The 11,467-nt window shown below is 75.3% G+C and carries 12 protein-coding genes; 4 read left to right on the top strand and 8 right to left on the bottom strand.

Annotated elements, in window-relative coordinates; all coding sequences use genetic code 11:
* Positions 1-143: 143 nt before the first annotated feature.
* From C593_RS0114755 to C593_RS0114735, 5 genes are all read right to left on the bottom strand, one after another.
* Positions 144-1,592, bottom strand: a complete 1,449-nt coding sequence (locus C593_RS0114755; protein ID WP_051093686.1) for a PepSY-associated TM helix domain-containing protein — start codon at positions 1,590-1,592, stop codon at positions 144-146.
* A gap of 94 nt (positions 1,593-1,686) precedes the next feature.
* Positions 1,687-2,322: a hypothetical protein gene (locus tag C593_RS29720; RefSeq protein ID WP_486591131.1), complete on the bottom strand. Its 636-nt coding sequence runs from the start codon at positions 2,320-2,322 to the stop codon at positions 1,687-1,689.
* A gap of 300 nt (positions 2,323-2,622) precedes the next feature.
* On the bottom strand, positions 2,623-3,006 hold the full coding sequence (locus tag C593_RS0114745; RefSeq protein WP_018848068.1) for a hypothetical protein: 384 nt from the start codon (positions 3,004-3,006) through the stop codon (positions 2,623-2,625).
* Entirely contained in the window at positions 3,003-3,278 is a 276-nt protein-coding gene (locus C593_RS29715; protein WP_018848067.1) for a DUF7848 domain-containing protein, read from the bottom strand. The genes C593_RS0114745 and C593_RS29715 overlap by 4 nt, the downstream gene beginning before the upstream one ends.
* Entirely contained in the window at positions 3,275-3,544 is a 270-nt protein-coding gene (locus tag C593_RS0114735) for a hypothetical protein (protein ID WP_018848066.1), read from the bottom strand. The genes C593_RS29715 and C593_RS0114735 overlap by 4 nt, the downstream gene beginning before the upstream one ends.
* 138 nt (positions 3,545-3,682) lie before the next feature.
* On the opposite strand from C593_RS0114735, the gene C593_RS0114730 reads away from it, so the two are divergent.
* The 4 genes from C593_RS0114730 to C593_RS0114715 all read left to right on the top strand — a co-directional run bounded on the left by C593_RS0114730 (position 3,683) and on the right by C593_RS0114715 (position 6,875).
* The gene (locus C593_RS0114730; RefSeq protein ID WP_018848065.1) at positions 3,683-4,516 is read left to right on the top strand and encodes a Scr1 family TA system antitoxin-like transcriptional regulator; all 834 of its coding nucleotides are present in this window, start codon (positions 3,683-3,685) and stop codon (positions 4,514-4,516) included.
* Entirely contained in the window at positions 4,513-4,722 is a 210-nt protein-coding gene (locus C593_RS0114725; protein ID WP_018848064.1) for a DUF397 domain-containing protein, read from the top strand. The genes C593_RS0114730 and C593_RS0114725 overlap by 4 nt, the downstream gene beginning before the upstream one ends.
* Before the next feature lie 192 nt (positions 4,723-4,914).
* Entirely contained in the window at positions 4,915-5,082 is a 168-nt protein-coding gene (locus C593_RS33030) for a hypothetical protein (RefSeq protein ID WP_158686848.1), read from the top strand.
* A 134-nt stretch (positions 5,083-5,216) separates the two neighbouring features.
* Entirely contained in the window at positions 5,217-6,875 is a 1,659-nt protein-coding gene (locus tag C593_RS0114715; RefSeq protein WP_018848062.1) for a SpoIIE family protein phosphatase, read from the top strand.
* A gap of 105 nt (positions 6,876-6,980) precedes the next feature.
* Here the strand turns inward: C593_RS0114715 and C593_RS0114710 are convergent, their stop codons facing one another.
* From C593_RS0114710 to C593_RS0114700, 3 genes are read right to left on the bottom strand one after another with little or no spacing between them, the layout of a single operon-like run.
* Positions 6,981-9,368 (bottom strand): FAD-dependent oxidoreductase, encoded by a 2,388-nt coding sequence (locus C593_RS0114710; RefSeq protein WP_018848061.1) that lies wholly within the window; start codon positions 9,366-9,368, stop codon positions 6,981-6,983.
* Positions 9,361-10,998, bottom strand: coding sequence for a class I tRNA ligase family protein (locus tag C593_RS0114705; RefSeq protein WP_018848060.1), 1,638 nt, complete (start codon positions 10,996-10,998; stop codon positions 9,361-9,363). The genes C593_RS0114710 and C593_RS0114705 overlap by 8 nt, the downstream gene beginning before the upstream one ends.
* Positions 10,995-11,369: a cupin domain-containing protein gene (locus C593_RS0114700; RefSeq protein ID WP_018848059.1), complete on the bottom strand. Its 375-nt coding sequence runs from the start codon at positions 11,367-11,369 to the stop codon at positions 10,995-10,997. The genes C593_RS0114705 and C593_RS0114700 overlap by 4 nt, the downstream gene beginning before the upstream one ends.
* Between the last annotated feature and the right edge of the window lie 98 nt (positions 11,370-11,467).

The following is an 11,467-nucleotide window of genomic DNA, read 5'->3' as shown; positions in this document are numbered from 1 at the left end:
CCACCGCTCCCGCCCTCGGGCCGGCCCGGGACGTGATCCCGCCCCCGCTCCCACCACCGGGCCCGGGCGCCGTTGACGACTCCGATACGGACAGGGCCACCGACCGGGTCGGTGGCCCTGTCCGCAGGGGAGCAGGGCCGGAACTACACCGCTCGGGTGCGGCGTATCAGCCCGACCGTCACGTCGACGACGAGGAACGCCGCGAGCGTGACACCGAGCACCGGCAGCGCCCAGCCGAGCGCGGCCACCGCCGGGACGCCCACGATCAGCACGGGCAGCGGCAACCGCCGCCACACACCCCGGGCAGGAGCCCGGCCGACGAGCGCGGTGCCGTCGCCGCGCGTGGGACGGCGCTGCCACCACATGCGGTAGCCCCACAGGATCAGCACGGTCAGCCCGATCGCGACGAGGGCGAGCACGATCTGGTTGAGGACGCCGAAGAGCACGCCCATGTGACCCTGGACGCCCAGCTTGCTCAGCTTGGCCAGGAGCGGGTAGTCGGCCCACCGCACGTGTGAGGTGACCTCGCCCTTCGCTGGGTCGACGGCCACCCGGTCGTAGTGGACCGGCCAGACGTTGTCGGACTGGGCCACCACCCAGGTGCTGGTGGCATCGGCCGCGGGGTACACCGTGACGGGGCCGCCCAGCCCGGTCTCGCGGGCCGCCGCCAGCGCGGAGTCGAAGTCCGCCGGGTCCGCCTTCGGCGCCTCGTCGGTGGCGCCGTGGCCACCGTGCCCGGCGTGTGCGTCGCCGCCCGCCTCCTCGGCCGGCGGTTCGGCCCCCGGAAGCAGGGTGTCCAGCTCCGGCGCGTGCGCCTTGGCGGCGTCCAGCGCATGGCCGAACCGCTCGCCCGCGTAGTGGGACCAGGTCAGCCCCGTCGCGCTGAGGAAGAACAGACCGAGCGCGAGCCACACGCCCGTCGCGGCGTGGAGGCCGCGCGTACGGCGCACCCCGCGGGCCTTGCGGTCGGGCAGCAGGACGCCGCGCACCGACGCGGAGCGCTGCCCGCGGCTGCGGCCGATCCACAGCACGAGGCCGCCCGCCACGATGACCCACAGCCAGCTCGCGGCGACCTCGGAGTACAACCGTCCGAACTCGCCCAGGTGCAGGTTGCGGTGCAGATCGTCCAGCCAGGTGGTGACCGGGGTCGAACCGAACCAGGTGGTCAGCTCGCCCTTCACCTCCGCCGTGTAGGGATCGACGAAGACGGTGCGCTGGTTCTCTCCGAGCTCGGGCAGCGTCAGCACGACCCGGGTGGTCTCCTCGGGCCCGGCCGGCGTGACGACGGAGTCCAGCGTGCCCTCGGGATGCGCGGCCCGCGCCGCGGCCACCTGCTCGGACAGCGGCAGGACACGCTCGCCGACCTCGTCCACCCGCAGCTGGTCGCCGTAGAGGAACTGGTCGAGCTGTGGGGTGACGGTGTAGGCGAGGCCGGTGAGCGCGGCGACGAGCAGGAACGGGGCGACGAACACCCCGGCGTAGAAGTGAAGCCGGACGAGGAGGGCGCGCACGGCCTGCCGGGACCGGCCCGCAGGGGCCGGTTCGGGCACGGGAAGGTCTCTTCGCTCGGCCGGTTCGGTGGGGGAAGACATGGGTGTTCTCCAGGACGACGTACGGAACCGCGCCGGGGCGCTTCGGGGCGCCGCGGGCGCGGGAGGACAACCGCCCGGCGGGGCGGTGTGGTGCTCAGGCGTACGTCGCGGAGGGCGGGCCGCGCCGGGGGTGGACGCGGGACAGGAGGGTCCCGTGCGGAAGGGGCAGGTCGTCCCCGGGCACCGGCTGGGGCCGCCCGGAGGGCACGACGACCGGGTGCGGGACGGGCCTGCGCAGAAGCCGGCGTGTGAGCAGTCCCACCAGGCGCCGCAGGAGGCGTTCGCCGTGGATCAGGCAGAGAGCGGTGCCGAGCCCCGCGAGGGTGTGCGCCACCGTCATCGCGGGGTCCACGATGTGCCCGGAGGCGGCCTCGGACGCGTCGGGGAGCGACGCGGGCCGCCCGTGGTGCCCCGCGTGCGGGGACGGGTTCTCGCCGTCGGCGTGGTGCCCGGCCATGGCCTCGTGGCCGCCCGTCATCGAGTGGAAGGCGAGGTGGAGGACGCTCTGGACGGCACCGGCGGCCAGGACGGTCGCCGCGAAGCGGTGTCGGCGCAGCCCCGACAGCGCGCCGAAGGCGACCACCAGCACGGCGAGGATCCCCGCGAGGCCCGTCGCGCCGGGCAGCCGGCCGCCGGCGGTGACGTGCCCGGCGGAGCCCAGCAGCAGGCATGCCAGGGCAGCGGGCAGACCCTGCCGGGTCCGCCTCAGCCAGTTCCCGGGTCCGCGCACGGCCACAAGGTAGCCGCGCGGGGTGGGTGCGCCCAGGGGTCGGACAGCGTCGGTACCGGAGTCCGCGAAAGCTCACATACCGTCAGGCCCGTTCATGCGAGAGGGCGTTGGCCGGAGGCGACCGGGCTGGGGGACCGGGGGTCGACGGGCCGCAGTGAGCCGATTCACAGCACGAGCAAAGGGGGCGGAAGCCGCGTTCTGGGGCGCTTGGTGCGGAACGCCTCGCGGCGCCGCCGTGACCTCCGCAGGGTTCGAGAGCTTCTCGACCGGCTGGTCCCTCGTGCACCGGGCGGCCCCGGCTCAGAGGTAGAGCTGGCGGGCGCAGTGGCGGCAGTGGGTCTTGCCCGCGCGTTGCTCGGTGTGCCGGTGCTCGCACGGCTGGGTCGGGGGCGTGGGGGAGTGCGGGGCCCGCGGGGCGAGGTGCGGGGGGTGTCCGGTGACCCGGTCCCGGGCGTGCGCCTGGACGCGGACCATGCGGTCGAGTTCGGCGAGGCACACGCCGCAGGCGTACGCATCACCCGTGGCACCCGGTGTGCGCACGGAACCCACCCACAGCACGGCCACGCCCTCGCGGCGGCAGTACAGCCAGCAGGTGCCGGTGGCCCACGCGTTGCCGTCCCCGGCCTGCGCGACCGGTGGCCAGGCGTCACGCCAGGGCCGCAGGGCGGACGGGGTGAAGGTCACGGTGTGCGCCCCGTCGCCCGGGAGATCCCGGTGACCTCGGCCGGGGGCCGCAGGACCGCGTAGTCGCCGAAGTCGCGGCGGTAGCGCCGGTGCCCGGTCTCCTGGGTGTGCCGGCGCTGCCACTCCTCGACCGGCCCCGGCCCGGCGTGGGTGCCGGAGCGTGCGCCGCACTCGGACTCGTCGCCGGACACGCAGCGCGTCGTGTACTCGGGTTCCGCCGTGGGGTCCTGCTCGACGGTGAACGGGACGTACCGGAAGACGCGCCTGGTCACGCGCCCGTCTCCCCGCCGGGCGTGCGCGCCCGACCGGTCGCCCGCAGGGCGGCGGCGAGGGCGCGGGCCGTCTCGATGTTGCAGCGCCCGAGTTCGATCAGCGCGAGCGGGGCGGGTCCGACGCAGGAGACGACGTCCAGCCCGAGGGACGGCAGCCGCACCCCCGCCGCCCCGAGCGCCCCCCGCAGCTCGTCGCAGGCCCGCTCGGCCTCCTCGACCCTTCCGGTGCCCCCGCCGTCCGACCGGGGCCTGCCTGCCGTCGTCATGCTCATCCACTCCTCGCCTGTGCGTCGCTCGTCCGCGTGCTCTGCGTGACGATCCACTCACAGGGTGGCCCGGCGGCGCCTACGCTCGACAGGTCTGCAGCCATTCCAACGCGAGCGGAATGCCGGGGAGTTGAACAGATGAACGAGGGAGCCGAGCAGGCGAGCCAGGAGCCGGCGAACGGGGCCGCCTACTTCGGTGCGGAGACGCGGACGCTGCGGGAGTCGCTGGGGCTGTCGCAGCGGCAGTTCGCGGACCAGCTGCACTACCAGCAGGCGCAGGTCAGCAAGGTCGAGGGCGGCACGGTGCTGGCCTCGGCGGCCTTCGCGGAGGCGATGGACCGCGTGGCGGGCACACCGGGGGTGTACGCGCGGCTGCGGGCGAAGCTGAGCAAGCAGGGGCACCCGGAGTGGTTCGTGCCGTACGTCGCGCTGGAGGAGTCCGCCAGCGGTGTCACGGACTACTCGTGCACGTTTCTGATGGGGTTGCTCCAGACGCCGGAGTACGCGGCGGCCGTCATGCGGGCCGCCTTTCCGCGTGAGAACGGCGAGCAGATCAAGGAGCGTGTGGAACTGCGCATGAGGCGGCAAGCGGTCATGCATCGTCACGAGCCACCGCTCCTGTGGGTCGTGATTCACGAGTCAGTTCTGCGAACGTGCGTGGGTGGACGCTCCGTCATGATCGAACAGCTGGAGCATCTGGTCGTGCAGATGGCGTCACCGCACATCACGATCCAGGTGTTGCCCTACGGAGCTGGTGCTGCACCAAGCAACCTGCCTTTCACACTGCTCTCGCTGAACGGCGCACCACACGCGGTCTACGCCGAAACGCCCACCCATGGCGGCCAAGTGGACGAGACGTCTACCGTGGTGGCGGCAGCCGTCAGCATGTTCGACCGGCTGCGTATGGCGGCGCTGTCCGAGGACGAGTCGCTGACTCTGGTTCGCAGGATCATGGAGGATCACGCCAAATGAGCAGCACGCCGGGCCCTCGGTCCGTTCAGTGGGTCAAGAGCACCTACAGCGGTGGCGAGGGCCAGTGCATCGAGTGGGCGCCCGGCCACGCCCGCGCGACGGGTGAGTTCCTGGTCCGCGACAGCAAGGCCCCGTACGGCCCGCACCTGGCCCTGACCCGGGCGGCGTTCGCCGGTCTCGTGGAGCTCGCCAAGCGGCACGGCTGACCCGCGGGTCCGGGGGTTCTCAGCTCCTGGCTCATCCGGCCCCCGGGCGGCCCCGTCGCCGCGGTGGGCAAGGCGCTCACCGGGGCCGTCGCCCTCGCCCCCTGATCGCCCTGGCCACCGGAGACCCGGCCGTGGCCGAACGTGCCTGGGACGCAACCCCCTGGCCCTGCTGAGCATGGCGACACCCGGTCCGTGATGATCGCCTCCGTCACCGCGGACTACGTGCTCCTCATCCCGTTCGCCTGGCTCCTCGGCGTGCACCTGGGATACGCCCTCCCGGGCATGTACCTGGCCTGGACGGCCTTCGCCGCCCTGTACGCCCTGCTGTTCCACAGCCGCTACCGCCGGCACTTCCGGTGAGGCTTCCGGTGAGGCCGCTCCACCGCCGGGCCGTGGCGGCGGGCACGGGGGAGGATGGAAGGCGGAGTACGGCCCCCGGGCGGGGCCGGTCCGGTCGGCGGCGGAGTGTGGCCGGCGGCGGAAGGAGCCTGGGTATGGGTGGGAGCGGGTCCCCGGGGGACGAGGCCGGCGCCACGGTGCCCGCCGAGGACGGGTGTACCGGGCCGGACGGACGGACCAGGGCCGGGACCTCCGGGGTGACCGGGGCCGGGACGCGGGAGGCGGGCGGGCCCGTCGGCGAGGGGCGGGCCGGGGCGGAGGGGGTCGCGGCCGGGGTGGCCATGAGCGGCCCCTCCGGACCCGGCGGCCTGATGGACGTACTGAACGTCGCCGCCATCCTCCTCGACGCCGAAGGCCGTATCGACCTCTGGAGCCCGCAGGCCGAGAGCCTCTTCGGCTACACCGCCGACGAGGCGCTCGGGCAGTACGCCGGGCACCTGCTGATCGACGAGGTGCACCTGGACGGTGTCCTCGAACTGTTCGCCCAGGTCATGCGGGACGGGGAGAGCTGGGCCGGGGTCTTCCCCGTCCGGCACAAGGACGGCGGCACCCGCCTCGTCGAGTTCCGGAACATGCGCCTCCAGGACGAGCAGCGCGACTACTACGCGCTCGGTCTGGCCACCGACCAGCCGACCCTGCGGCGGATGGAGCGGGATCTCTCCCTCTCCGCGCGGCTGGTCTCCCAGTCACCCATCGGCCTCGGCATGCTGGACACCGAGCTCCGGTACATCTCCGTCAACCCCGCGGAGGAGCGGATGAACGGCGTGCCCGCGGCCGAACACGTCGGCCGGCACGTCAGCGAGGTGCTGCCCTACCTGGACCGTTCCTTCGAGGACGCCATGCGCGAGGTCCTGGCCACCGGGGTCCCGATCATCGACCAGTACACCGTGGGCCGCACGGCCGCCGACCCGGACCACGACCACGCCTGGTCGATCTCCTTCTACCGGCTCGAAGCGCCCAACGGGAAGGTGCTGGGCGTCGCCACCTCCAGCGTGGACGTCACCGACCGGCACCGGGCCGTCGAGGAGCAGCGCCATGCCGTCCTCACCCTCCAGCGCAGCCTGCTGCCCCGCCCTCCGCCCGCGCGGCCCGGGCTCGACGTCGCCCACCGCTACCGGCCCGCGCAGGCCACCATGGAGATCGGCGGCGACTGGTTCGACGTCATTGCGCTCCAGGACGACAAGACGGCCCTGGTCGTCGGGGACGTCATGGGCAGCGGGGTCGGCGCGGCGGCGACCATGGGGCAGTTGCGCACCGCCACCCGGACCCTGGCCGACCTGGACCTGGACCCGGCGGAGGTGCTGCACCACCTCGACCATGTGACGGACGGTCTGGGCACGATCGCGACCTGCGTCTACGCCGTGTACGACCCGGGCGCCGGGCGGTGCCGGATCTCGCTGGCCGGGCACCTGCCGCCGGTCCTGCTGCGCCGGGACGGCACCCGTGAGCTGCTCGACCTGCCCACCGGCGCCCCGCTGGGCGGCTGCGGTGTCGCGTTCCGCACCACCGACCGGGCCCTCGGCCCGGGCGACCAGCTGGTCCTCTACACGGACGGTCTGGTGGAGACCCGCGACCAGCCGATCGACGCGCGCCTGGACGCCCTCGTCGCGGCCCTGGACGACCCCGGCCGGCCGCTGGACGAGACCTGCGACCTGCTGCTGCACACCCTGCGGCACCCCGGGGACCATGACGACGTGGCACTGCTGGTCGCCCGGGTCTGTGCCGGGCCGGGGCGCGGTGGGAGCGGGTACTGAGTGGAAGCGGCGGCGGGCCTGACGCGCCCCGGGCTGCCCGCCGCCGGGAGGCCCGGGTGTCCGGGCCGTCCGACGGGAGGGGAGACGGCGGAAGGGGAGACGGCGTCAGGCGGCGGCACCGCCGAGGAGGCGCAGCACCGCGCCGGCCGCGTGCTCGGCGGCGGCCGGGGCCGTCTTGAAGCCCGCCCCGGACCAGCCCGCGGCGAGCACCAGCCGGGGAGCGCGGCGGAGCGGCCCGAGCAGCGGCCCCCCGGCCGCGTAGAGGTCCACCCCGCAGCGTCCGCCGAGAACGGGTGCGGTCGTCAGCCAGGGCCAGCGCTCGGACGCGCCCGCCCTGATGTACGCGTACTCCCGTTCCGCGAGAGTGTCGGCGCCGTGCGGCACGGCGTCCCACTCGTCCACCGGCCGGCCGGCGAGGAAGCCTGCCCCGAACTCGCCGTCGAGCTGGGGCCGGCCCCATACACCGGTGACCAGGTCGCTGACGGTCGGAAGCGTGCGTCCGGCGCGGTCGAAGAACGCGTACCGGACGACCTTGGTCCGCAGTCCACCCGCGCCGAGCCGGTGCCCCGCGGGAAGCAGCGCCGGTGTGCCGCCGCCCGCGGCCAGGACCACGGCCGCCGCCGTGACGGCGCCGGCGGCCGTCCGCACCACGACGCCGGAGGGGCCCGGGACGATGTCGAGGACCGCGCCCCCGGGCAGCACCACGGCGCCCCGCCGCAGGGCGCTTCGGCGCCTCGCGGCGGCGAACGCGCGCGGGTCGGCGTAGCCGCCGTCCGGCTCCCACACCGCGCCGGCCAGACCGGGGGCGTGCATCTCCGGGTGCCGGGACCGCAGTTGGGCAGGGGTGAGGAGCCGGGCGGGGACCCCGCCCGCAAGCAGTTCGGCGACTCCCTCCCGCGCCTGGGGCAGGTCGTCCGGGCCGAGCAGCACCAGGGAGCCGGTACGGCGGAAGCCCGCCTCCCGGCGTTCGTCGCCCTCCCTGCCCCACAGCAGACCGTGGCTGCGGACGGCCAGCGCCCGCATGGCGCGGTCCGGTTCGTAGGCGCGGACCAGGCCACCGGAGTAGCGGGTGGCGGACGGGCCGCCCGCCTCGGGCTCGGTGGTCCCCACGGCCACGCCCGCTTCCGCGAGCAGCGCGGCGACCGCGGAACCGACGGCCCCGCAGCCGACCACGACGGCGTCCAGGTCGTGGGTGCGCCGGGGAGCGCCCGCCCCGGGCAGCGGTGCGGGCATGACCCGTGGAGGCGTGACCGGTGGGGCCGTGGCTGGTGCGGCCGTGACGGGTGGGGGCGTCCGTGCCGGTGCGGGCCCGTCGGGTGGGGTGGACGCGAGTGGCGCGGATGGCCCGGCGGGTGGGGTCCCTGCCGGTGGTGCCGGTGGTGCCGGTGGTGTGGGTGAAGGTGGCCGCACGGTCGGGGGTGCGGCCTGCGGGGGCGGCCGACGCGGCGGGGGTGCCGCGTCCGGCGGGTCGTCACCCCCGACCCCCGTACCGCCCCGGCGGTGGCGCCCGTCGCCGACCGCTCCCGACGCGAGCGCTGCCACCGGCACGACCTCCCAGCCGCCGTCCGGGCCCGGGTCCAGCGGGTCGCCCGCGGCGGTGAACCGCCGGGCGGTGTGCGCGCGCACGGCGGAGAGGAGTTCCCGCCCCCGGGCGCCGGGCTGCGCCGCGAGCGCCGCGTCGAGCGCCCGGACGGCGTCCTCGACGAGGCTCCTGGGGCCGCCTGTCAGCCGGGCGACCCGCGCCCGGCCGGCCGGCGCACCGAGCAGTTCGGCGAACTCCCCGACGGCGCAGTCGTCGGGGAACAGCAGCGGCCCCGTCCGCCCGGCGGCCACGAACCGCCGGGCGGTGCGGGCGGCGCCCGCGTGCGTTCCGCAGACCAGCAGAGGGGTGTGCCCGGCCCCGGGCGAGTTCGCCCGGCGGACGACGGGGCCGGCGGCCGCCCGCCCCGTCATCGCGCGGGCCAGCCTCCTGCCGTAGTCGCTGCCGTCGTCGGTGACGTCCAGCGCGGGGTGCCCGTCCCCCGCGACCGCCGCCCACAGTGCCGCGAGCTGGCCGGTGTCGTCCGGGCACCACCGCAGCGCCCAGCCCTCCGCGGTGTCCAGCAGGCCGGGCAGGGTGGACAGCGGCAGCAGCACCGGGACCCCCGCCTCCCGGTAGCGCGGCAGTGATTCCCGGGCGCCGAGACTGTTGAAGTGGCCGACGACGGCGACGACACCCGGGTCGAGGGCGACCCGCCGCCCGACCTCGCGTGCCGTGGCGGCGTCGCCCCGGTCGTCGTGGAACTCCCAGGAGACGCGGGCCCGGTACGTCGCCGCCGCGGCTTCGCGCAGCAACTCGCCCCACGCTGCGCGCGGTCCGCTGAACGGCCCGACGACGGCGACGCGCGCGGCCGGGTGGCCGGGCGGGGCGGCCTCCGTGCGTGCGGTGGCGGCCGGCGGGCGTCCCCGTGCCCGGTCGCCCCCCGTCCGCCCCGCCCGCTCCGGCTCAGCCACGGCCGACGTCCCCGAAGCCGCTGAAGACGGGACCGGTGAGTGGGCCGAGGGGCTGCCCGGCGGGCAGCGGGACCAGCGCGTCCCGGTCCACCGGCCGGCCGTCCGGCAGGCCGAGCACCGCCGCCAGCCTGGCGGCGCCGTGGGGCATGACGGGTGCCGCCCAGGCCGAGAGGGCCGCCGCCACGGTGAGTTGTGCCGCCAGGGCGGACCGGTGGGCGTCCGCGCCGTCCGGGCGGTCCTGCTCGTACGCGTGGACGTGGGCGAAGTCGTCGGCGCACGCGACCACCTCGTCGAGCAGGGCGGTCGCGCGGCGGGGGGCGAAGCCGTCCACGCCATAGGCGTCCCGCAGCTCCGTGGCGCTGCGGCCCAGCCGCTCACGCAGCCGCTCCCACGCGGGTCCGGTGGGCATACGGTCCGGTGCGCGGCCGTCGCAGTCCTTGGCCAGCTGCTCGAACAGCCGGGCCAGCCAGCCGTCCCAGCGGTCGGCCAGATGACGGCGCGTGCGTTCGAGGGCGCCCGCGCTGAAGCTCGTCTGACGTCCCTCGGGCCGGTCGGCCAGGACGTGGTAGCGCAGCACGTCCGCCGGAGTGCGTGCCAGCTCGTCATGGGCCCAGACCGCGTGCCGCCTGCTGGTGGAGAACTTCAGCCCCTCCAGGCGGTAGAACTCGTTGACCACGAACGCCTCCGGCAGCGGCGGGCGCGAGCGGTGCGCCAGGAACTGGGCGGGGAAGAGCAGTGCGTGGAAATAGCCGTTGTCGAAGCCGAAGAACTGGACCGGGCCCGCCGTGGGCAGTGCCCCCGGGCCGTACTGCCACAGATAGCCCGGCCCCATCTCGAACCAGACGTAGATCCGCTGCTGTTCGAAGCCGGGCACCGTGGTGGGCAGCCCCCAGTCGCCGGGGTGGCTGACCGCGATCTCCGGCAGCCCGGCGGACAGCATCGTCTCGCACAGCGCCCGCAGATGGGGCGGCATGGTGACGCGCTGCCAGAAGGCGGCGAGGCGGTCCGCGAACGGGCCGAGCGGGAAGTAGAGGCGCTCGCAGTCGCGCAGCTCGGCCGGCCGGCCGCAGGGCACGCACACGGGGCCGAGGAGATCGGCGCAGTCGTTGGGCCGGCCGCAGGGCTCGCAGGCGTTGCCGTTGGAGCGCGCACCGCAGTGCGGGCACCCGCCGGCGACGTACGCCTCGTACAGCCACCGTTCGCAGGACGCGCACCACGGCAGCGGCCTGGTCCGGGCGACGATGTCGCCCTGCTCGTACAGCTCACGCACGAAGTCCTGCACGTACCCGGCGTATCCCTGGTCCGTGCGCGGCCTGCTCAGGGTGTCGAAGTCGACCCCGGCGCGCCGCCACACCCCGGTGATCGAGGCGCCGTAGCCGTCCGCGACCTCCTCCGCGGTGCGGGGGCCGTCCGTGAGGCCGCGCACCGGGACGTAGCTCTGGTGGTCGTCCAGGCCCGAGGTGTAGCGGGCCGCGACGCCGTCCGCGGTCAGGAACCGCCGCAGCACGTCACCGGCGATGTAGGGGCCTGCCATGTGCCCCAGGTGCAGGTCGCCGTTGGGCGTCGGCGGGGTCGCGGTGATCCAGGCCGCTGCCGCGGCGTGCCCCGGCCGTCCCGACGGGGCGCTCACGCGGTCGCCCCGGGCGCGGCGGCGGGACGGGGCTCGTGCAGCGGCCAGTAGAGGGAGACCCAGGTGCAGGGCACGTCGAGCGGGTTGCGTACGACGTGCTCCTTGTTGCGCGGCAGCACGATCACCTCGCCCGCGCCGAACTCCGCCGTCTCGCCGTCGAGTTCGACGACACCGCCGCCCGAGAGCACGATCATCACCTCGTCCTGGTCGTGGCGGTCGGGGTCGGAGGCGCCCTTGGCCGGCAGGAAGCACGCCATCGCACCGACCGGAGGTTCCGGGGAGGCGTCCCGCCACGGGACGAGTCGCTGACAGGCCATGCCGAACTCGGGCGTCGCGGCGGCCTCTTCGATACGGAATTTCGTGATCATCATTCCTCGTTCACGAGGGCGTCGGAAAATCGGGAAACGTTCCGAGAGGTCGGGCGGGCGGTTCCCCGGAATGTCACCGGGTGGCCGGCCCGGACGGGCAG

It is taken from the genome of Streptomyces sp. CNT372, assembly GCF_000377145.1.
The sequence above is the reverse complement of the archived record's forward strand: the minus strand, read 5'-3'. Positions and strand labels throughout refer to the sequence as shown.

Coding starts and splice junctions, on each gene's coding strand:
- C593_RS0114755 (WP_051093686.1), bottom strand. CDS start 1,592: ATGTCTTCCCCCACCGAACCGGCCGAGCGAAGAGACCTTCCCGTGCCC.
- C593_RS0114735 (WP_018848066.1), bottom strand. CDS start 3,544: ATGACGACGGCAGGCAGGCCCCGGTCGGACGGCGGGGGCACCGGAAGG.
- C593_RS0114730 (WP_018848065.1), top strand. CDS start 3,683: ATGAACGAGGGAGCCGAGCAGGCGAGCCAGGAGCCGGCGAACGGGGCC.
- C593_RS0114725 (WP_018848064.1), top strand. CDS start 4,513: ATGAGCAGCACGCCGGGCCCTCGGTCCGTTCAGTGGGTCAAGAGCACC.
- C593_RS0114715 (WP_018848062.1), top strand. CDS start 5,217: ATGGGTGGGAGCGGGTCCCCGGGGGACGAGGCCGGCGCCACGGTGCCC.
- C593_RS0114700 (WP_018848059.1), bottom strand. CDS start 11,369: ATGATGATCACGAAATTCCGTATCGAAGAGGCCGCCGCGACGCCCGAG.